At 59.7% G+C, this 22,454-nt stretch carries 15 protein-coding genes; 7 read left to right on the top strand and 8 right to left on the bottom strand.

The features are described 5' to 3' along the window. Positions 1–239 precede the first annotated feature (239 nt). The 4 genes from K1X71_15245 (at position 240) to K1X71_15230 (ending at position 8,497) form a co-directional block, all read left to right on the top strand. Entirely contained in the window at positions 240–1,574 is a 1,335-nt protein-coding gene (locus K1X71_15245) for a DUF1501 domain-containing protein (protein ID MBX7074501.1), read from the top strand. Between the two features lie 167 nt (positions 1,575–1,741). After that, positions 1,742–4,264, top strand: a complete 2,523-nt coding sequence (locus K1X71_15240; GenBank protein MBX7074500.1) for a PPC domain-containing protein — start codon at positions 1,742–1,744, stop codon at positions 4,262–4,264. 28 nt (positions 4,265–4,292) lie between these two features. Further along, complete coding sequence (locus K1X71_15235; protein ID MBX7074499.1) at positions 4,293–6,749, top strand: DUF1549 domain-containing protein; 2,457 nt, start codon at positions 4,293–4,295, stop codon at positions 6,747–6,749. 17 nt (positions 6,750–6,766) lie between these two features. Next, positions 6,767–8,497: a hypothetical protein gene (locus K1X71_15230; protein MBX7074498.1), complete on the top strand. Its 1,731-nt coding sequence runs from the start codon at positions 6,767–6,769 to the stop codon at positions 8,495–8,497. Positions 8,498–8,576: 79 nt separating this feature from the next. Here the strand turns inward: K1X71_15230 and K1X71_15225 are convergent, their stop codons facing one another. The 5 genes from K1X71_15225 to K1X71_15205 all read right to left on the bottom strand — a co-directional run bounded on the left by K1X71_15225 (position 8,577) and on the right by K1X71_15205 (position 15,405). Then, complete coding sequence (locus K1X71_15225; protein ID MBX7074497.1) at positions 8,577–8,792, bottom strand: hypothetical protein; 216 nt, start codon at positions 8,790–8,792, stop codon at positions 8,577–8,579. 299 nt (positions 8,793–9,091) lie between these two features. Next, positions 9,092–11,341 carry a hypothetical protein gene (locus K1X71_15220; protein MBX7074496.1) on the bottom strand — a complete coding sequence of 750 codons (2,250 nt, stop codon included), beginning with the start codon at positions 11,339–11,341 and terminating at the stop codon, positions 9,092–9,094. An 8-nt stretch (positions 11,342–11,349) separates the two neighbouring features. Continuing rightward, a complete protein-coding gene (locus tag K1X71_15215) occupies positions 11,350–13,479 on the bottom strand; it encodes a BatA domain-containing protein (GenBank protein MBX7074495.1) in 2,130 nt (709 codons plus the stop codon). Positions 13,480–13,482: 3 nt separating this feature from the next. Next, a complete protein-coding gene (locus K1X71_15210) occupies positions 13,483–14,379 on the bottom strand; it encodes a DUF58 domain-containing protein (protein MBX7074494.1) in 897 nt (298 codons plus the stop codon). Between the two features lie 69 nt (positions 14,380–14,448). After that, positions 14,449–15,405, bottom strand: a complete 957-nt coding sequence (locus K1X71_15205) for a MoxR family ATPase (GenBank protein MBX7074493.1) — start codon at positions 15,403–15,405, stop codon at positions 14,449–14,451. A 281-nt stretch (positions 15,406–15,686) separates the two neighbouring features. On the opposite strand from K1X71_15205, the gene K1X71_15200 reads away from it, so the two are divergent. From K1X71_15200 to K1X71_15190, 3 genes are all read left to right on the top strand, one after another. Further along, on the top strand, positions 15,687–18,005 hold the full coding sequence (locus tag K1X71_15200) for a DUF4159 domain-containing protein (protein MBX7074492.1): 2,319 nt from the start codon (positions 15,687–15,689) through the stop codon (positions 18,003–18,005). After that, complete coding sequence (locus K1X71_15195; protein ID MBX7074491.1) at positions 17,998–18,681, top strand: hypothetical protein; 684 nt, start codon at positions 17,998–18,000, stop codon at positions 18,679–18,681. The genes K1X71_15200 and K1X71_15195 overlap by 8 nt, the downstream gene beginning before the upstream one ends. Before the next feature lie 183 nt (positions 18,682–18,864). Then, positions 18,865–19,812, top strand: coding sequence for a Gfo/Idh/MocA family oxidoreductase (locus tag K1X71_15190; protein MBX7074490.1), 948 nt, complete (start codon positions 18,865–18,867; stop codon positions 19,810–19,812). A 10-nt stretch (positions 19,813–19,822) separates the two neighbouring features. On the opposite strand, the gene K1X71_15185 is transcribed toward K1X71_15190, so the two are convergent. From K1X71_15185 to K1X71_15175, 3 genes are all read right to left on the bottom strand, one after another. Next, positions 19,823–20,509, bottom strand: a complete 687-nt coding sequence (locus K1X71_15185) for a DUF1080 domain-containing protein (GenBank protein MBX7074489.1) — start codon at positions 20,507–20,509, stop codon at positions 19,823–19,825. A 439-nt stretch (positions 20,510–20,948) separates the two neighbouring features. Beyond that, the gene (gene cysK / locus K1X71_15180; protein MBX7074488.1) at positions 20,949–21,905 is read right to left on the bottom strand and encodes a cysteine synthase A; all 957 of its coding nucleotides are present in this window, start codon (positions 21,903–21,905) and stop codon (positions 20,949–20,951) included. A gap of 161 nt (positions 21,906–22,066) precedes the next feature. Beyond that, positions 22,067–22,351 (bottom strand): antibiotic biosynthesis monooxygenase, encoded by a 285-nt coding sequence (locus tag K1X71_15175; protein MBX7074487.1) that lies wholly within the window; start codon positions 22,349–22,351, stop codon positions 22,067–22,069. Between the last annotated feature and the right edge of the window lie 103 nt (positions 22,352–22,454).

Here is a 22,454-nt window from a genome sequence, read left to right as displayed (position 1 = left end):
GACCGCACGTAAGTAAATTACGTCCCTCCCCTGGAAAACCAGCCTGGCCCCACCAAAGTATCCGCAGCTCATTGCTCGGGCATCGCGATCATCCGGTTGTGTGATCGCACCCACCATTTCCCGATCTGGGCTGCTGATTTCGAGCCGCGAAGCGCTCACTTAAGTTCCAGTTTGCGAACTCCGGCTTTCATACCAGCACCGAGATAATTGCAAGGAGTACGGTCATGCGCTTGCTCGGCATGCAGAACAAACATGCGCGCCCGGTTGCCAGCCGCTGCGGTGGCAACCGCCTAGGCCGACGCACGCTGTTAACCGTGGGCGCCGCCGCTGGGGCGGGACTTACCTTGGCCGATTTGCTGCGGCTCGAAGCGCGCGGCGAACAGAAGCAATACGACAGCATTCCCGCCAAGGCGAAGAGCATCATTCATATCTTCCTGCCGGGCGGAATTGCCCACCAGGAAACGTTTGATCCCAAGCCATACGCGCCCATCGAGTATCGCGGCGAGCTAGGGGTGACTCAGACCAAAATCCCCGGCGAGCCATTTTGCGACACGTTGCCGCAGACAGCGCAGTTGGCAGACAAGTTGTGCGTGATCCGCTCGATGACGCATGGCGAAGCCGCGCATGAGCGCGGCACGCACAATATGTTCACGGGCTACAAGCCAAGCCCCGCCTTGGTCTTTCCCAGTTTCGGCAGCGTGATCAGTCACGAGTTCGGTCCTCAGAACAATTTGCCGCCATACGTCTGCATACCGAACGTGCCAAACGAATTCGCCAGCACCGGCTACCTCAGCTCGTCATTCGCGCCATTTAGCTTGGGATCCGATCCTGCGGCTGCCGGCTTTCGCGTGCTCGACCTGAATCTCCCCAACGGCGTCGACGAGGCGCGATTTACGCGGCGCCGCAGCGCGCTGGAAGCAGTCAACGACTACTTCCGCACCAAGGAGAAATCGGATTCGCTCAAGGCGATGGACACATTCTATGATCGCGCCTACAGCCTGATCAGTTCGCAACAAGCGCGCGAGGCCTTCAATATCGAGGCTGAGCCGGCCGCGATTCGCGACGAGTATGGCCGCCACGACGCGGGACAACGCATGCTGATGGCCCGCCGCCTGGTGGCTGCCGGCGTCCGCTGCGTGACGTTGACCTATGGTAGTTGGGACATGCACACGGGCATCGCTGGCGGCATGCGCAGTCAAATGCCCGCATTTGATCAAGCATTCGCGACCCTCATTCGAGATCTGGATCGCTCCGGTTTGCTGTCCGAAACACTGGTCATGGTCTCGTCCGAGTTTGGGCGCACCCCCAAAGTCAATCGCGACGCTGGTCGCGATCATTGGCCCAAAGTGTTCAGCGTGGTACTTGCCGGCGGCGGAACCAAACCCGGCATCGTCTTTGGCGCGTCGAACGCCACTGCCAGTGAGCCTGAAAAGGACCCGGTGTTGCCGGCCGATTTGGCGACCACCGCCTATTACTTGCTCGGCATCATCGCCGACAAGGAGCTCATGGCGCCAGGTAATCGACCGATTGAGATTGTTGATGGCGGCAAAACGTTGCCGGGCATCATGGTCTAGCTTGTAGTGAGCTGGCCCGGATGCCGCTCAGTCCGACGGTCCTACCCGCCAGCACGGCGCGCACGAACGACGATGGACGAGCGTTCGCCGCGGCCACTGGCATATTGACGGCAACGGTGCGAACCAACGGTCGCGCCGCCCGATTGCCTACTAATCTGGGACATGTCATGCCTGCAATCGCACGAGTTCTCGTTTACCTCCTAGTTGCGCTCGTGTGCTGCCAGCAAGTGGCGCGAGCGGCTAGTCCCAGTATCGGCATCAGCGCACCGGTAGGAGGGCAGCGCGGAACTGAGATCGAAGTCGCGTTCAATGGCGCCAACCTTGGCGACGGACAGGAGGTGATGTTTTACGAGCCGGGCATCACCATCAAAGACGTTCAGGTCGTCAACGAAAATCAAATCAAGGCAAAGCTGACGATTGCGCCGGAGTGTCGGCTCGGAATCCATGATTATCGTGTCCGCACTGCGACCGGAATCAGCAATCTGCGAACTTTCCATGTCGGCGCGCTGCCAGAAACGGTGGAAGCAGAGCCGAACAGCGATTTCGCCGCGCCGCAAGCGATTGCTTTCAATTCCACCATCAATGGCATCGTCGAAAACGAGGATGTCGACTATTTCGTGATCGAAGTCGCTAAAGGGACGCGGATCAACGCCGAGTTGGAAGGCATCCGGCTAGGCAACTTCTTCTTCGATCCCTATGTGTCGATCATGAACGCCGGGCGATTTGAGTTGGCCGGCTCCGACGACGCCGCGCTGTTGCGACAAGATTGCATCGCGTCGCTTGTCGCGCCGGAAGACGGCAAATACATCATTCAAGTGCGTGAAAGCGCCTTTGGCGGCAATGGTTCGTGCAATTACCGGCTTCATCTGGGCGCATTTCCAAGACCTCGCGCAGTTGTGCCAGCGGGAGGAAAACCGGGATCAACACTCGAAGTTCGCTATCTGGGCGACATCGCCGGAGAACGCGCGGCGACAGTGACGTTGCCGACCGAGCCATCGACCGACTTTGGCCTGTTCGCTCAAGATGAACAAGGTATTGCGCCGTCTGCCAACGTGTTCCGACTGTCAGACCTAGAGAACTTCATAGAGACGGAACCGAACAACGCTCAGGCGCAAGGCAACCCCTTCGCCGCGCCGCTGGCGCTCAACGGCGTAATTGCCGAACCCGGCGATGTGGATTGCTTTAAATTCAAGGCGACCAAGGGGCAAGTGCTGGACATTCAGGTCTACGCGCGGCGAATTCGCACGCCGTTGGACCCCGTGCTGTACGTGTTGGCTTCCAATGGCGGCAACGTGGCGGGCAGCGACGACAGCGCCGGACCAGATAGCTATCTTCGCTTCACGGCGCCGGCCGACGACGAATACACAGTGATGCTGCACGATCACTTGCGCAAGGGGGGCGTTGACTATGCCTATCGTGTGGAGCTGACGGCGGTGCAGCCGGCCTTGACGATGGGACTGCCCGAGCAATCGCAGTTTGTCGATATCGTGGCGCCAGTTCCGCGCGGTAACCGCTTCGCGTTCATCTTGAGCGGATCGCGGGCTGATTTTGGAGGGGAGCTCGCGGTTGAGTTGCGCAACCTGCCTGCCGGCGTGCAGATCGAAACCGTACCGATGGCCGCCAATCAAACAACGGTTCCCGTGCTGCTGACCGCCCCAGCCGACGCGGCCATTGCGGGCTCGCTGGTCGATGTAGTGGGACGCTGGAACGATCCCAATCAGAAGGTGGAAGGACAGTTGTCGCAATTGACCTCGCTGATTCGTGGTCAAAACAACGTGCGCATGTGGGACCGGGAAACTCGCCGCATGGCGGTGTCGGTGGCGGAGGAATCGCCATTCTCAATCGAGGTGATTGAGCCAAAGGTTCCGCTCGTGCGCGGCGGAACCATGAACCTCAAGGTTGTCGCTCATCGCAAAGATGGCTTCACTGCGCCCATCGCGGTGCGCATGTTGTACAACCCGCCCGATGTCGGCTCGGCTGGCACAATCACCATTCCAGAAGGGCAGAACGAAGCGTTGATACCGCTCAACGCGGGCGGCGGTGCGGAAATTCGCCCATGGAGAATTGCTGTGCTGGGAGATGCCGGCACGGCGCGCGGCACGGTCTCGGTGGCGTCGCAACTGGCCACATTGCTCATCTCGGAGCCCTACTTTGGCTTTACTTTCCAGGCCGCCGCGGTGGAGCAGAACCAAGAGACAGACATCGTAATTCAAGTTAGCAAGAGCAAGGACTTCGAAGGGGCGGCCAAGGTGGAGTTGCTTGGTTTGCCTCACGAGGTGACCACAGAGCCGAAGGAAATCACAAAGGATTCGACAGAGTTGGTTTTCCGTTTGAAGACAACCGCCAATTCGCCCGCGGGTAAACATCCCACGCTGATCTGCCGTGCGACGGTGACAGAAAACGGTGAACCAATTACGCACATGTTAGGGACGGGCGAATTGCGCATCGATACGCCGCTCCCTCCCAAAGCTGATGCGCCGGCTGCGCCTGCCGCGGCGGCGCCCATGCCGGAGCAGCCACCCGAAAAGCGGCTGACGCGTCTCGAACAGTTGCGTCTTGATCGAGAAAAGGCAAAAGCCGAACGCGCCGCCGCTAAAGCTGCTGCTGAAGCGGCGCCCGCGACTGATGCGCCACCCGCCGCGGAGTCGCAACCGGCTGCTGCGGCGCCGGCGGAGCCTCCCAAAAGCTAGTTGCCACTGCACCCTTGGCGAATAGGCAATGACGATGAAAAACTTTCGGTTCCACAACTGCCATTGGGGCGGCGCTGTGCTTGGCGCCGTGTTCGCTCTTTGTCCCGTCGTGGCCCTGGCAGCGGAGAAAGCGATCACTCGAATCGACGTGTTTCCACCCGATGTGCAGCTCACCACCAATCGCGATCGTCAATCATTCATCGTGGTTGCGACTCGATCGGACGACGTAACGCTCGATGTGACTAGCGAGGCGAAAGTCGCGGTCGCCAACCCAGCGCTTGTGAAGCTCGAAGGCGCCACCTATTTTCCCCTCGCGGATGGCGCTACCGAGGCGACGATTGAATACGGTGGATTTTTGGCCAAGCAGCCCATCTCGGTCGCCGCCGCAGCGCAAGATCGAGCCGTTAGCTTCAAGCTGGACGTGATGCCGATATTCTTGCGCGCCGGCTGTAATACCGGCAGTTGCCATGGCGCGGCGCGCGGGAAGGACGGCTTCAGACTTTCGCTCTTTGGCTACGATCCTGACGGAGATCATCATCGAATTACGCACGAGAGCAGCACGCGTCGAATCAATCTCGCGAGCATTGAAGAGAGTTTGCTCATCGAGAAGACGATTGGCGCCGTGCCGCATACGGGTGGCAAGCGATTCGAGAAAGACAGCGAATACTGCGAGACGTTGCTGCGCTGGCTGGAAGCCGGCGCCGCCAACGATGCGGGTCCTGTGCCGGCGGTGACTAGCGTGGATATCTATCCGCCGCATGCGGTGTTGGAAGGTGAGGGGACGCAGCAGCGTTTCATCGCGCGGGCAAAATACGCCGATGGCACGGATCGCGATGTGACGCACTTAGCCGTGTTTCTTTCCAACAACGACAACTCGGCCGTCATCGACCAACATGGAATGGTGACCGCTGGCGCGCGAGGCGAGGCCTTTGTAATGGCGCGCTTCTCCACGCACACGGTCGGTAGCCAGGTGCTGACGTTGCCCAAGGACTTGGAGTATTCTCCGCCCAGCGAAGCGCCGGCTAACTACATCGACGAATTAGTGAACGCCAAACTGAACAAGGTTCGTGTATTGCCGAGCGCGATTTGCGGCGACGAAACCTTTTTACGCCGCGCGACGCTCGACATTATTGGCGCCGTGCCGACGGTTGAGGAATATCAAGCGTTTGTCGCCGACGCTGACCCGCAAAAGCGCGCCAAGCTGATTGATCGCTTGCTCGAACGCAAAGAGTTTAGCGAAATTTGGGCAATGAATTGGGCGGAATTGTTGATGATTCGTTCGACGCTGACGGTCAGCAACAAATCCGCGTTTCTGTATTACAACTGGCTGACCGAGCAGATCTCGAACAATGTGCCGCTGAACAAGATGGTGCAGGATCTGATTTCAGCGACCGGTGGCACATTCAAGAATCCGCAAACCAACTTCTATCAAATTGAGACCGACACACTGAAGTTGGCCGAGAATGTGGCGCAAGTGTTCATGGGTATCCGCACGCAATGCGCGCAGTGCCACAACCATCCGTTCGATCGCTGGACCGTGGAAGACTATTATAGCTTCGCGGCCTTTTTCGCTCAGATTGGACGCAAGCCCGGGGAAGACTACCGCGAGATCATGGTCTTCAATTCCGGGGCCGGCGAGGTGAACCATCTGGTGACCGGCAAGCCAATGCCCCCTAAGTTCTTGGGCGGAGCGCAGCCGGATGTAACCGGCAATGATCGGCGCGATGTGCTCGCCGCATGGATTGCTTCACCGGACAATCCCTATTTCGCGACCAGCATCGCGAACCGCGTGTGGGCGCATTTCTTCGGCATCGGCATCGTGGAGCAGGTCGATGACATTCGCATCAGTAATCCAGCGAGCAATCCGGAGTTGTTTCAAAAGCTCGGCGACAAGTTCACGAGCTACAACTACGACTTCAAGCAACTTGTGCGCGATATATGCAACTCGAACGCCTACCAGCGATCAACCGAGAAAAACCCGAGCAATGAAACAGATACGCGCAACTTTGCCAGCGCGCGTTTGCGTCGTATCAAGGCCGAAAACCTCTTGGATTGCATCAGCCAGATCACCGAAACCAAGGATAAATTCACTGGTCTGCCGCTTGGCGCGCGGGCCACGCAAATCGCCGATGGGGCCTCGTCGACCTATTTCTTGACGACCTTTGGACGATCGCCGCGTCAGACGGCGTGTGCATGCGACGTGAAGACCGACCCGACGCTGTCGCAGGCCTTGCATCTGCTCAACGGCGATACCGTTCAGGAAAAGATTCGCTCTGGCGGATTGATCAAGAAAATGATCGATGCCGGCAAGACTCCCCCGCAGATCATAGAGGAGCTTTGCGTGCGCAGCCTGACTCGAAAGCCAACGCCTGCGGAAACGGAAAAACTGTTGGCGGTTGTGACGCAATCGCCCGATCCGCAGCAAGGGTTAGAAGACGTCTTTTGGGCGCTGCTCAACTCACGCGAGTTTATTTTTAACCACTAGGTAATAACGTGACGGACATGAGTTGCAGCCGTGCGATCGCGACTTGGGCCTTGCTAAGTGTGATCCTATCAGTGGGCGCCGCAGCGCAGGCGGATGACGCCGCCAAGGTGACGTACGACGATCACGTCAAGCCGATCCTGCGCGAGCATTGCTTCACCTGTCACAATCAAGGCAATGCCAAGAGCGATCTGTCGCTCGATAGCTATGCCGGGATCATGAAGGGGGGCGCCAGTGGAGAAGTCGTGCTCGGGGGCGATCCCGACAGTTCCCGGTTGTGGGCGCTGGTGAGCCATGCGGAGGAGCCGAAGATGCCTCCTATGCAGGACAAGCTCGCTATGGCCAAGCTCGATGTAATCAAGGCGTGGATTGTCGGCGGCGCGCTTGAGAACTCGGGATCGGTGGCTAAGAAATCGAACAAGCCCAAGATGGATCTGGGAATGTCCGCCGGCGCGGCGCGTCCCGCAGGTCCGCCGATTCTGCCCGAAGGACTATCGCGCCAACCCTTTTTCTATACGCCTCGCGCAAGGGCGTTGACGGCGCTGGCCGCGAGCCCTTGGGCCCCGCTAGTCGCAGTGGCCGGTCATAAGCAGATTGCGCTTTATCACACCGACAACGGACAATTGCTCGGTATCTTGCCATTCCCGGAGGGAGTGCCGCACATTCTGAGGTTCAGCCGCAGTGGCGCCTTGTTGTTGGCCGGCGGCGGGCATGGCGGACAGAGTGGCAAAGTGGTCGTGTTCGACGTCAAGTCTGGCGATCGCGTGTTCGAAGTCGGGGATGAACTCGATGTGGTGCTCGCGGCCGACATCAACGAAGACCATACGCGAATCGCCCTCGGAGGGCCAAACCGAGTGGTGCGCGTTTTCGATACGGCCGATGGATCGCTGGTGACGGAGATTCGCAAGCACAACGAATGGGTGACTTGCATTGAGTACAGCCCTGACGGTGTGCTGCTTGCCACGGGCGATCGCAACGGCGACCTGTATGTGTGGGAAGCAGAAACGGCGCGCGAGTACCAAGCGCTGAAGGGACACTCTGCGGCGATGACCGCTGTTAGTTGGCGAGATGATTCCAACGTTCTCGCCAGCGCCTCGGAAGACGGAACGCTGCGGCTCTGGGAGATGCAAAACGGGCAACAGGTCAAGAGTTGGAATGCGCACGGCGGGGGAGCGTCGTTTGTGTCCTTCGCCCATGACGGGCGTTTGACATCGGCGGGCCGCGACCGCCAGGTGAAATTGTGGGATCAGAATGGAGCGCAGCAGCAAGCTTTTGAAGCGTTTGCGGATTTGGCGTTGCGGTCGGTGTTCACGCACGACGGGGCGCGTGTCATTGGCGGCGATTGGACCGGACAGGTGCGTGTGTGGAACGTTTCGGATCAGAAACAAGCGTTGGCGCTGGCGATGAATCCGCCCACGTTGGAAATGATCGCCCAACAAGCGGCGAGCGACGCGGCCCAAGCACAAGCGGAAGCCGAGAAGGCTGCGGCCGAATTGGCGGCCGTCGAGCAGTCGTTCGTTCAGGCCGATGCAGCGGCTAAAGCTGCCGCCGCCGCGCTTGCTCAAGCTCAAGCAGCGCTAGAACTCGCCAATGCGGAACGCGCCAAGGTGGAGCAAGCAAAGGCGACGGTCGCGCAGAACGTGGCCGCAAAAAACGAGGCCGCCAAGGCGGCTGCGGAGCGAGCCGTAAGCGCCAAAGCGGAAGCTGAGGCATTGAAATCAGCGCCTCAAACGGCTCAAGCTGGCACATGAAGCAAATTCATGGGCGCATGAAAAAGCCGTGCTACGATTGCCGCAGCACGGCTTGAATCGGTCCAATTCAATCCGGCGACTACTCACGTGGGCGAACAACGCCGGTCAGGCCGCTGTAGTCCGAGCGATCTTCCGGATGCCACAGCGGTAGGCCCAGCTCGATGCGGCGAGCCAGGATAGCCAGCTTTTCGGGAGAACCGGCCGGTGCGTCGGTGGCAATGAAATCATTGTCGACGTGGGGCGCGTAATCCTCGTCGTGCCCACATTGCAGGATGGCCTCAAATACGTTCCGCATTTCTCTGTTACCTTTGCGTTGGGAAATGATGGAATGGATCAATCTGTATTTTGTTGCTGTCGCAAGCGCGCACGCTCAGCCTCTGGGCGTTACCAGCCATGGTCGCCTGAGTGCTGAAGCACGCCTGTTCCTAGGTAGGACGTCCGGCCGGAGGAGGGGTTTCCGGCGTGGAACAGACGGGTGCTGAGCGCGGACAAGGTGTGTTTGGTCTGCGGACTTCCTATTTTTGCTGCGGAAAAACCGAAGTCAATAGTTGTCTGGGAAATTTTTCACAATCTCATTGACAATAAAATTGGTCACTAAACCAAACCCCATCGCTTGCGAAGCCACCACTCAACGCACAGCAGGCCAACAAGGCCGAGAAAGTAAGGCCAAGTGTCCCACGGAGTATGTTTAGCAAGGACTTCCACCTCAGCATCCGGCCGATCGGCGCCAAGCCGTTCGAAAAAGTCGAATAGCTCGTCGGGCACCATAGCACGTCCATCGGTCATTGCGGCCAGGCTGGCTAATAGGGACGGATCGGCCGCCGGATTCTCCAATTCCAAGTCTTGCTCATAGACTAAGAACCGCACGCTGGCGGTCCCCAGGTTCTTCGCGCCACGTTGGGCCTGCACTGTCAGGGTATAATCTCCCGCCAGATCGGTTTCGTAGAAGCTGCCGATATATTTCTCGCCTTGCCGCACTAGTCGTACTTGGCGCTTGGCGCCGTCGGGCAGCGTCAATTCGGCGTTAAGTTGCGCGTCGGTAGTCGGTTCACTATCTTTGGCTAGTACGCCGGCCTCAAACTCGACGCGCGCCCCTCTTTGAAATCGTCGCTGGGCGAGTTGAACCCAGACACTGCCGTCTTGCTGCTCCTTTTTGGCGAGCCACAATATGAGTTGTCGCCAGAATCTTTGATGCTGATCCTCAAAGCCCGCCATTGCCCAGTGCCAGGTGGAGTCGCCAGCAAAGGCCAGAACACGGCCATTGCCCGGCGTTTGAGCGACCAGGAGCGGCGCTCGGCTAGCATCAACGGATTCCGCCAGGACATTGGCCAGCGGGCTCAATCCACGAAACCGGTTGGCGCCATCCAGCGGCGGCAGTTTGGCCCATAGAGCATGGTTTTCTTCTCGCTGGCCGAGCAATAACAGTCGCGACGCCTCCCCCTCAGCCGTGGGCCGCATCTTCATTGGTCCCGGCAGGTGCAAGTCGACCGCCACATCTTCACCAAAGTTCTGACGTTCCAGGTTGCTCATTTGAATGGGCAGCACCTCCGCCAGGGGGGTCTTCTGATATCCACCTGGGCCAAAACTGTGCAATCCGCCGAGCATAATCAACCCCGCGCCGGCACGCACCGTTTCGGCGAGCCGGGCCAGTTCGGGCGCTTCGAAGATGGAAGAATCCAAATCGCCGAGAATATAGACATCGTATTTCCCCGGCTCGAAACGACTGGCCAGATCGGACGGCCGAGTGTCCTTGGACTGGGCATCGAGCCACAAATAGTCGATCCGCAGATCAGGGAAGGCTTGTAGCGCGCGGCGCAAGAACTTGGCTTCCACGGGATGCGCGCCTTCCAGGTACAGCACGTTGACTCCACCTTTACGAACTGTGACGAAGGTCGACAGTTCGTTGTTGGCAGGAGCTGCGTCGCCCGAGGGAGGCTGAGCCCGCACCGTGACCTTGTAGTCGCCCGGTGTTTGCGGCAAATACGTCAGCTCGATTGGCAGTGGCTGACCGTCGGCCTGAGCAATAATTTCGCGTTTGGCGACTGTGGTCATCTTGCCGGGCGCCGTTTCAAAGAGCATCTCGATCGGCACTTTTTGATTCGCGAAGCCATGTGTCTTGGCCGAGGCAGTAATGGCCAATTCGTTCTTCACAAAAACATCCGCCGGAGTTTGCAAGCCAGTGAGCGCGACATCGCGGGCCGACGCTTGGCTGCGGGCTTGCCCAAACGCGACGGTGTGCAACGGAAATCCCAAGTCGGCGAGTTGGCGCGCGGGAATCTGCGGAGCCAGATCGTTAGGCGTTAGCGCGCGTTGCGCCCCATCGCTGAGAAGAACGATCCCCGCTAACCGCTTGCCGGCCTCGCGTTTGAGCACCTCGGCCAGCGCGGCGCCGATTGCGCTTTCTGACCCATCTGCCTTGGCCCCCAGGTCGAGTTTGCCGTTATCGATGGCGACCGGGCGGGCGCTGGTGTCGAACGTGTAGAACTTGACCTCAAAATCCTGCTGCAAGCGGGTCAAAGCGGGGGCCGATTTGCCAAGCAGCAACTGCATCGCTTGCCAGCGTGTTTGATTTCCGAAGACGTCGGCGACCTGCATGCTGCGAGAGCGATCGACCAACACCACCAATGTGCTGGCCTGGCGCTTTGTGGTGGTATAGACGATTGTTGGCCGCAGCAGCGCAAGCACAAGCAGGATTAGCGTGCCGACGCGCAAAGCGAGCAGCGTTTTTCGTCGTCGGCCAGTGGCCTTGGAACTTAGCGGAGCAGCGATCAGCAATCCGACCAGCAAGGCCGCCAGCGCCGCCACCAGCCCATATCCGCCAACAGGATAAAAGAAGATTTGCACGCCGCTTGCTACTCCTTTCGGTAGAAGCGGTTGGCGGCCACTTGCTCGGCGCCCAGGCAAAAGGCGACCAGCACGATCAGCCAAGGATAGAGCTCTCGGCCAATGCGGCCGCTGGCGACCGCGCGTTGCATATCAGCCGCGCCGCGCGCGAGCTGGAAATCGTGATCGCCGAAAATCTGCTTTAGCTCGTTAGGATCCACGCGATCGAGCGAAGTGGCGTTGGCGGCAAGATTGACGCTGAATCCCAGATCGAGCCCGTCGTCGCCACCGGCGCGAATCCGATATTGACCAGGCGATTCCGTCGCGGAGAGGACGATGGCCTGTTCGGCGGCGGGCGCGGCGCCTCGGATCTGTTCACCGGTCGGCGTGGAAAGCAGATAATTAGAGACGTGTTGTTCGGAACGCAGATGAATGCGAACTGGCTGGCCGGCGATGAAATTCAGTTGGCTGTCGCCGGCTCCTGCCAGATAAAGAGCCAATTCGTTCGAGAGCATAAAGAAGGGCCAGGGGCGCAATCCTGTGAGCAGGCGGCTCCAAGGCGTGGGCTTTTTGTCCGGACGATCGCTGATCGACGTGTTCAGCGCTACGATGCGTCCACGGCCAAACGGGCGCTCAATTAGCGCCAAATCCTGATTGGCGTACTTAGCGAGCGGCATGGCGCCTTCAGCCAACTCCAACCATTTCCAATAGTGATAGATAGGAAACGCGTCCCAAGGGATTTGATCGCGCAGGGGTTTGAATGCGGCCAGCGCCGGGTGATCGGAGCCATGGAGCGAAAGGTGTGTCGGCCCGGTCGCCATGGGGCCCAACTTACCTGGCAACAGCGTAGCGGCGTTCTGTTGGAACGCGTCGATGGGTTGCGCATTTTCGCCAAGGAACAAGGCCACTCCACCCCCAGTCTGCGCGTAGTCGGTCAGGCGTTGCCAAACTCCGACCGGCAGCGCCGGCGGGTCCAGCACGAACACCGCGGCGTAGTCGGCAAGTTCCAGGCCTTCTAATTCACTGGTGTCGACAAGCCGACATTGAAAGCGGGCCAGTCCGAGCTTGCGGAACCTCTCGGGAGCCAATGCCTCGCTGAGGTAGCCACCGTGCAGCGCCGCTGGCTTGCTCGCGGCAATCAGCACCTTCCAAGCTGGTTGAACTTCCAGCGAAAAATAGCGAGTGTCGTCGGCAGGCAGGCCGTCGCTACCTTGAATTCTCACTTGGCCTTGGTGCGTGCCTGGCGCCAAACCGGCAAGCGTAAACTCCGCGCGCTGGGCTTGCCCCTCAACAAGGTCGACGGTGATCTCGCTGCGCTTTTGAGACTTTCCATCGGCATTGACTAACTCCAGGGACAGCGTCCGGCTGTCGGCAGGGCCGCGCTCGAGGACATCGGTGGTAATGGTCACGCCGCCATTCTGCGAGGCAACTTGCGACGACAAACGCAGTTCGCCCAGCGCCACATTGTTCGGTTTGGCCACTCCAACATCGACGATGTAGACCGCCACATCGCGCCGCGCGGCCAATTTTTTCGCCAACGCGCCGCGCGTGTCTTCGTGCCAGCCGGCGGCAGCCAGGTCGCTAAAGACGTAGATTTCTTTGCGCGGCAATTGCGACTCTCCGAGCAGTCGCAGCGATTCTGTCACGCCAGTCACGATACTGTGCGGCGCAGGCGTCAGATCGAGCCGCACGACACGTTGCCGCGCGGCGCCCAGGTCGACCTGAAATGCCGCGGGCTGGCCGCGACTATCGACGATCGCAATTTGGCTCTCGTTTGGCACATCGGCCAAGACCTCTGCGGCGACTTGCTGAGCGACCTCAAGACGGGTTTGGTTCTCGCTGCGATAGCCCATGCGCGGGGCGGTGTCGAAGACAAGCGCCGCGGCGATCGGACCTTGCACGCCGCCTACCGGCCCAGCGGCGCGCATCGTGGGGCGCGCGAGCGCGAGCGCCAACAGGCAGATTGCCGCGATTCGCAGGGCCAATAACAGCCAGTGCTGTATGCGCATGCGCCGCTGGTTTGCCTCTTTTCGCAGTCGAATGAAACGCAGCGCCGGGAATTCGATGCGTTTGGGCTTTTGTCGCATCAACAGATGAAGCACCAGCGGCACGGCCGCCAGCGCAGCGCCGCCGAGCAAGGCTGGATGGAGGAAATCCATAGCTCAGCCCCTCGACTTCCGGTTGACAAGATACTCTGTCAGCGCGCGATCGAACTGCATGCTGGTATCGAGCGGCACATAGTCGATGCCGCGCTGAAAACATTCCTGCTTATACTGCTGGCGGAACGCATCGACCTCGGCCAGATAGTCGTGCTTGAAACCGGTAGCGTCGATGCAAACCTTGTCGTGCGATTCCGGTTCTTCCAATTCCACCAGTCCGTCAAACGGAAAATGCACCTCCGCTTCGTCCAGCACATGGAATAAGATGACGTCGTGCCCGCGATGCCGCAATTGTCGCAGCGCGCCAAAGATCGGTTCGGGGTCGGCCAATAGATCGCTAAAGATCATCACCAGGCTGCGGTGGCGCAACATGGCGGCAACCTGAGTCAGGCTGTGTGCGACATTGGTCGAGCCGGTGGGTTGCAACTGCGACAAGAGCGACAGGATGTTGCCGAGTTGGGCGCGTTTGGACGCGGGTTTGAGGCTGTGCCGCAGTTCTTCGTCAAAGGCGATGAGTCCCACCGGATCTTGCTGGTGGATCATCAAGTAGCAGAGCGCCGCGGCTAGACAGATCGAATACTCGAACTTGGTGAGTTCCTGCCGGTACGTGTAGCCCATCGAACGGCTGAGGTCCATCACCAGATAGCCGCTGATGTTGGTTTCGGCCTCGAATTTCTTGACGTAGTACTTGTCGGTCTTGGCGTAAACGAGCCAATCGATGTCTTTGGGATCGTCTCCGGCGGCGTATTTGCGGTGTTCGCTGAATTCGACCGAAAAGCCATGGAAGGGGCTGGCGTGCAGGCCTTGCAAGAAGCCTTTGACGATGAACTGAGCGCGCAGATCGAGGCGCGCAATCTGGCGGATGACCTCGGGTCGCAGGTATTGTTCAGCGGTGGTCATGGAAAAGACCCGAACCAGTCGACGTTTCGCTCTCCTATTGTTCGGCGGACGGGGCCGGCGGGGGAGCGGTTACCGCTCGAACTTGGTGATTTCCGGCGCCGGAACCTCCTGCACCAGCCGCTGGACAACCGAATCGGGAGTCATGCCTTGGGCTTGGGCCTGAAAATTGGTGCTGATGCGGTGCCGCAGCACGGGGACGGCGATTTTGCGGACATCGTCGATCGCCACGGAAAAGCGGCCATCCATGGCGGCGATGGCCTTGCCACCTTGAATTAAAAACTGTCCAGCTCGCGGGCCGGCCCCCCAATCGACCAGTTCTTTGACAAACTGCGGGGCCGAGGGGTCGGCCGGGCGGGTCGCTCTGACGAGCCGGGCGGCGTATTTCACGATGTACTCGCTGACGGCCACCGAGCCGACAAGCTTTTGCAGGTTCAAGATGGCTCGGCCCGACAAAACTTTGCGAACTTCTGGCTTTTCGCTACGGGTCGTGGCGGCCAGAATGCGTTCTTCCTCGTCGGCGGTGGGGTAGTCGACCTTGACGTTGAACATAAAGCGGTCGAGCTGGGCCTCGGGCAGCGGATAGGTGCCTTCTTGTTCGATCGGGTTTTGGGTGGCGATGGTGAAGAAAGGCTCCGGTAACGCGTAGGTCGTTTTGCCGACCGTCACCTCGCGTTCTTGCATGGCCTGGAGCAACGCCGCCTGAGTCTTGGGGGGCGTGCGGTTGATTTCGTCGGCCAGCAGGATATTGGTGAAAATCGGTCCTTCGACAAAGCGAAAATTGCGGCGACCCTGATCGTCTTCTTCCAGCACATTGGTGCCGGTGATGTCGGAAGGCATCAGGTCGGGGGTGAACTGGATTCGCTTGAAATTGATGTCTAGGATTCTGGCAAGGGTGCTCACCATCAAGGTCTTGGCCAGCCCGGGCACCCCAACCAATAGACAGTGTCCGCGGGTGAAGATGGCGGCAAAGATCTGCTCCAGCACGTCGTCTTGCCCCACGATCACCTTGTGCAGTTCTTCCTGCATGAGGCGACGGTGATAGCTGAATTCCTGTAGAACGTCGCCGAGGCTGCGCGGCTTGGTGGCCAAGAGGTTTCCTTGCTTATTGGCACACAGGATGAGTTGTCCGGAGGCCGGACGCGACAAAAACTGCCCGGATTGTTGAAATCCGTCGGCAGGAAACAGCGATTCGCCTTGACGGAAACGCGGTGCGCGGCGTCAATGCAATTGTATCGGTGACAGCGCTGCCCAGCAACGAGCGCATTGGGCCAGCCATGGACCGGTTGTGATGAGAGGATGGGTTATTCATGCGTACCGCATACCTGGCCAGAAGCTGCCTGCGGCTGCGCGTTGCCTTGGTGCTTGGATTGGTGTTTGGCGCATGGGGAACGGTGCGGGGCGAGATTGATCCGCAGCAAGCGCGCGAGGCGATTGATCGCGCTGTGTCCTATCTGAAACGCGAACAGGCGGCCGACGGCACCTGGCCCGATTTCGCCGCGAACGAAGGGGGTGTAACTTCGCTGGTGACTTTGGCGTTGCTCAACGCGGGGGTTAGTCCGGACGACCCGGTCATTGAAAAGGCGGTCGAGTCGCTGCGGCCATTGCCTCCGAAATGGACGTACGCTACATCGCTGCAGACCATGGTGTTCTGCGCCGCGTATCCCAAGCGCGACGCCGCGCTCATCTTGCGCAATGCCCAATGGCTGGAAACAATCCAGATCAAGCAGGGGGGCAATCGTGGCTCCTGGTCGTATCCGCGCGCGGGGGGGGACAACTCGAACACGCAGTTCGCGATGCTGGCGTTGTTCGAAGCGGCGCGGGCAGGTGTGCCCGTGAGCGCATCGACCTGGGAGATGGCCCTCAATTATTGGGAACAGACTCAAAACGCCAATGGCTCGTGGGGCTATCAGCCAGGTCAACCAGGGACCGGCAGCATGACGTGCGCCGGAATCGCCTGCGTGGTGATGGCCGAATCGCAATTGTCCGAAGGAGACGCGCGGCTTGAACGTGGCAGGATTCAGTGCTGTGGCAAACAGGACAACAACCAGACCATCGAGCGAGCCTTGGCTTGGCTGGGAGACAGCTTTTCGGTCCATACCAATCCGGGGCGTGGCGACGCCTGGTTGTTCTATTACCTGTATGGCGTGGAGCGCGTGGGGCGGATGACCGCGCAGCGATTCATTGGCGAACACGACTGGTACCGAGAAGGGGCGGATATGTTGGTTCGCCAACAAGACAAGCTGTCGGGCTTTTGGGTAGGCGCAGGGCACGGCGAGAACAATCCGCATATCGGCACCAGCTTGGCGCTGTTGTTTATGGCCAAGGGGCGGCGGCCGATATTGCTGAGCAAGCTGCGCCACAATGGCGATGATTGGCAACGCCACCGCCGCGATGCGGCCAACCTGACCAGCTATGTCGAGGCACGCTGGGAACGCGAGTTGTCCTGGCAAGTCATTGAGCCATCAGCAGCCACGGTTGACGACCTGCTGCAATCGCCAGTGCTGATATTGGTCGGGAGCGAGGCGCCAAGTTTCACCGACGCGGAGATCAAGAATTTGCGGTCGTACATCGATCAAGGCGGGTTCTTGTTTGCCATTGCCTGCTGCGCCGAAGGAGACTTTGACGCTGGTTTTCGCGAATTGGTGAAAAAGATCTTTCCGGAGGCTGACTATGAGTTGAAGTTGCTGCCGCCCGACCACCCGGTGTGGCACGCCGAGCAGCCAATCAAGGCGAATGAATTGCATCCTTTGTATGGAGTGAATGTGGGCTGCCGAACCAGCGTGGTCTACAGTCCGGACGACATTAGCTGTTTGTGGGAGGTCGCGCGGCCGGTGTCGAATCAGAAGCTCGACGAATCGGCGCGGCAGCAAGTGCTGGGCGGCTTGGCGATTGGCATCAACGTGTTGGCATACGCCACCAATCGCGAAGTGAAATACAAGTACGAAATTCCGGCGGTTGTGAATGGCGAGGCGGAGGAAGACAAGTTCGAGCGAGCCAAGTTGCACGTCGCCAAATTGCGACACACGGGGGGGTGGGACTCGGCGCCACGGGCCCTAATCAACTTGCAGGACGCTTTGCACCGCGAGACGGGGCTGCGCGTCAGCACCGATCGAAAGAACGTCTCGCTGGCCGACGACAAGATTTTTCAGTATCCGATCGTCTATATGCACGGCCGCAACAGCTTTCAGCTTGGCGCTGCGGAACGAGAGCGTTTGAAGCAATACGTGGAACGTGGCGGAGTGCTCTTGGCCGACAGCATTTGCGCCAGCCCGCAGTTTACGGAATCGTTTCGGCAGGAGATGACGGCGATTTTCAGCGGCAAGAAGCTGGAGGCGGTGCCGGGCGATCACGCGATGTTCACCGATCGCTTTGGAGGCTTCGACATTCGCTCGGTCAAGCGGCGCGATCCGCAGCGGGGTGGCGGCGAGCGGATGGAGGCGCAGGTACGCGAAGTTCCGCCGGCGATCGAGGGAATCGTGGTTGGGACGGGTTACGGCGTGCTGTTCTCGCCGTATGATTTGAGCTGCGCCCTGGAACGACATGAGTCGCTTGATTGCCAGGGGTATGTCCGCGAGGACGCGGCCAAGATTGCCATTAACCTGATCCTTTTCGCGCTCCATGAATAGTTTGGATCCTCCGCACAGTACGACGGTTGTGTTGCTGGGCATGTGCCTATTGGCCCTGGCAGGCTGTGGGGCGGCAACTGACCCAGCCAAGACGCTGCTCGGCGCCGAGCCGTCGCTGGTGTCGCAGATCGCCGATGTTCGCTCTGGATTGTTAGAAGACATCGAGGTGAACGAGCGGGTAGTGAGCGACGAAGACGTGCGCGGGCTGGCGGGGCTGCGCAACCTACGTTCGATCAAGTTGAGCCAGGGGCATTTGACCGATGTGGGGGTTGGCTACCTGCACGGCCTCACGAATCTGGAAAGCGTAATCATCGGCACCAGCGGAATCACCGACAAAGGTTTTGAAAAGCTGTGCGACTTCACCGATTTGCAGACGCTGAATCTTGGCTCTAGTGAGGTGCACGACGCGGCGCTGTCGCATTTGCGGAGGCTGCGGCGACTGGAACTCTTGCGGTTGGGCTCGCCGCATATCACCGACGCAGGGCTTGCTCATTTAGCGTCGCTGCGGCAATTGCGGTTCTTGATTCTGCGCGACGCCCAGGTAACCGACGCCGGCTTGGCGCGCCTGGCCGCGCTGGAGAACCTGGAGTCGTTGTACCTGGAGCGCACCCAGGTGACCGACGCTGGGGTGGAGCAGCTTAAGCAGGCGCTGCCGCAATTGCACGTTCACTGGTAATTGTGTTTGACCCCGCTGATGGTATTGCCGCTTGATTGGCACTGGCGGTGCGGTAACTTCTTGACTGGCGCCGGCGCGGCGCGCGATCGATGAAACCTGGTTCAAGGCGCTTTCATGGCAAACGATACAACGCAGTGCTGGTCCCTGGTCTTGGCGGCGCTTTGGGCGCTGGGCTTTTTCCCGATGTCGGTTGTCGCGCGAGGAGACGAAGCCAAGCCGCTGAGGGCGGGCATTATCGGGCTCGACACCTCGCACGTGATCGCGTTCACCAAGGTGTTGAACCGCGACGAGCAAACGCCCGAATTTGCCGGCGTGCGCGTGGTGGCGGCGTATCCGGGCGGTAGCCAGGATGTGGAATCGAGCCATACGCGCGTGGAAGGATACACGCGCGAGATGAAGGAAATGGGCGTACAGATCGTCGACTCGATCGACCAGTTACTGAAGCTGGTCGACGTGGTGCTGTTGGAAAGTGTCGATGGCCGACCGCATCTGAAGCAGGCCGAACCGGTGATTCAGGCGGGCAAGCCGCTGTTTATCGATAAGCCAGCGGCGGGTTCACTGGCCGACGTGATCGCCATTTTTCGTCTTGCCGCGGAGCATAAGGTTCCTTGCTTTTCGAGTAGTTCGCTACGTTTCAGCCCGGGCATCCTTGGTATGCGCGATAACGAAGAGGTGGGAGACGTGCTGGGCTGCGCGGTGTATAGCCCCTGTCATTTGGAGCCGCACCATCCCGACCTGTTTTGGTATGGCGTGCATGGCGTGGAGATGTTGTTCACCATCATGGGGACCGGTTGCGAGAGCGTAGTGCGCACCCACGCCGACGGCGCCGACGTGGTGACGGGCGTTTGGAAGGGTGGCCGCATCGGCAGTTACCGCGGCTTGCGCGACGGCGCGGCCGACTACGGCGGTGTGGTATTCGGCAGCAAGAAGATCGCGCCCACTGGCAGTTACGCCGGCTACGAACCGCTGGTGGCGGAGATTGTGAAGTTCTTTAAGACCGGCAATCCGCCCGTGAGCGCGGACGAGACGATTGAGATTTTTGCCTTCATGGAGGCTGCTGACGAAAGCAAGCGCCAAGGGGGCAAACCGGTGACGATCGCCAGCGTGCTGGAGAAGGCCGGCCAGAAGTAGTCTGTGGCGACTACTTCAGCTCCTTGATGTAAATGTTCTTGAACCAGAGCGTGGAGCCGTGGTTTTGCAGTTCGATCTGTCCGGTGGGATAGATCGGCTTACCGCGCTCCCAGTAGTTTTCCAGCGGCACCTCGTCGACGACTTGCTGATCGTTGAGGTAAACGGTCACCTTGTCGCCAACCATGCGGATCTTGAAGGTGTTCCACTCGCCCGCCGGTTTGTCGGCGACGGCGGTCGGCTTGGATGGGTGCTTCTCGTTGTTGTAGAGACCGCCCGATCCGATGCCTTTGCCGACACCGCTATCTTTGTCCCAGATTTGCACTTGCGGCGCGCCACGGAGATAGATGCCGCTATCCCCGCCTGGCTCGATTTTCCAATCGACCAGCAGTTCAAAGTCGCCGTAGTCCTTGGCGGTGCAGAGGGCGTCGCCATGACCATCGAACTCGAGCATGTCGCCGACTACCTTCCAGTGGGCACGCATCCGCTCGTCGGCCGCTTGTTGCGCCTTGGCTAGTTCGTCGGCCGACATCTTGGCCCGGGCCGGCGGGTCTTTGACGAGTCCCTTCCAACCGGAGAGATCCTTGCCGTTGAAGAGCGGGACAAAGCCGTCTGGCGGAACGTCCTTGGCCACGGCGCTTGTGGAGAGGAGGGCCAGGCCGAGCAGCGCGGCACAAAACGGCAAGGTGCGAAAGATCATGGTGATGGCTCTCGAAGGATTTTCAATTGGGCGCACCAAGCGGAAAAACTCGATGCGGGATCATCGTAGGAGCGCAGGCGCCGATTCGCAACCAGTCAATTAGTGAACATAGGTATATTAATCGAAACGTGGCTCAAAAAGCAATAGAGTTTGTTTGGTGGTGCAAAACTTGGGTGGCCAGTGATTGTGTGGAGGGAGCCACTCCGAGCGGAATTGAATTGCGCTGAAATCGCAAAAACAGGGGGGGTAAACTCCGATAACTCCGATTTCCGACTACCGGTTCCGACTATGCGAATGGCGCATAAGTGACGGTCTGCCAATTACTTGCAATACGAGGCTAGTCGCCAATAGTGAGCGGGGGTTTTCGGAGTTTTCGGAATGGCGTTCCGAATTCCCAGCGACCCATTGCGATGCCGAATGGACTAGCGGCTTTACCAGATCATTCCGGGAAAAGCTTGGTCGAGAGGTAGCGTTCTCCCAGGTCGGGGAGGATGGTGACGACCAGCTTGCCTTTGTTCTCCTTGCGCTTGGCGACCTCGATGGCTGCCCAGGCGGCGGCGCCGCAACTGATGCCGCACATGAGTCCTTCGAGCTTGGCGAGCTGGCGGGAGGTTTCCATGGCGTCTTCGTCCTGCACCAGCACGACGTCGTCGACGATATCGAGATTCAGCACATCGGGAATAAAGCCGGCGCCGAGCCCCTGAATGGTGTGTCGGCCGGGCTTGAGCGGCTCGCCGCGCTTGGTTTGCAGAATCACGGGGCTATTGGTGGGCTCGACGGCGACCATTTGCACCGATGGTTTGCGCTTTTTGAGCACCTCGCCGACTCCGGTGATGGTGCCGCCCGTGCCGACCCCGGAAATGACGATGTCGACCTGGCCGTCGGTGTCGCGCCAGATTTCTTCGGCGGTGGTCTTGCGGTGAACCTCGGGGTTGGCCGGATTCTTGAACTGCTGCGGCATGAAGTAGTTGCGATTTTCGCGGAGCAATTCATCGGCCTTGCGCATGGCGCCGGGCATACCTTCGGCGGCCGGGGTGAGTACCAGGTCGGCGCCGAGCGCCTTGAGCATGCGGCGGCGCTCGAGGCTCATGCTCTCGGGCATGGTGACCACCAGTTTGTAGCCGCGGGCGGCGCAAACATAGGCCAGGCCGATGCCGGTGTTGCCACTGGTGGGCTCGATAATCACCGTGTCTTTTTTGATGTGGCCGTCACGCTCGGCGGCGTCGATCATGGCTCGGGCGATACGATCCTTGACGCTCCAGAGCGGGTTCATGTTCTCCATCTTGCCGACCACCGTGGCGACACAGCCTTCGGCGATGCGTCGAAACCGGACCAGCGGGGTATTGCCGATGCATTGAGTGATGTCGTCGTGGATTCCGCTAGCGGTAGTCGACATGAGAAAGACCTTCCTGCTGGAATGAACGCGCCCGCACTCTGGCGGAAACGGAAAACGACCCGGCGCGCCGGAGCGCGCCGTGGCCAACAGCGCACGCAAGTATAAGAGTCTGCGTGTTTTAGCGTCAACGCCGATCGCGAAATCGCAAGCTACCGGCGCGACTACAGCAAATCGCAGGGATGCCCTTCGCGCGTGACCAGCGGCAAGATGCGCGGCTGGTAGATCTGCGTGTAGGCGTGCGCCTTGCGATGCTGGTCAAGCGCGGCCTGCGACTCCCAATGTTCGTTGAGTAGAAAGCGCGTGGCGTCGTTCTTCGATTGGTAGACCTCGAAGCGGGCGCAGCCCGGCTCTTGACGAGAGGATTGCGCCGCCTCGGTCAATAGTTGGCGGACCTGCGCCACGTTGGCGGGATCGGTGACGCTGAGCCAGACGTTGAGATGGAGCATGGAGGGGAGCGTATCGGGGTGATGGAGGTCAATCGCCTATCTTACAGAAATTTGTGCGATTGCGGATGGGCCATGTACGGGGAGTCGACTTTGGGGGCGCTAC

Source organism: Pirellulales bacterium, from assembly GCA_019694455.1.
GTDB lineage: Bacteria > Planctomycetota > Planctomycetia > Pirellulales > JAEUIK01 > JAIBBY01.
This window is presented reverse-complemented; position numbering and strand designations above follow the sequence as displayed.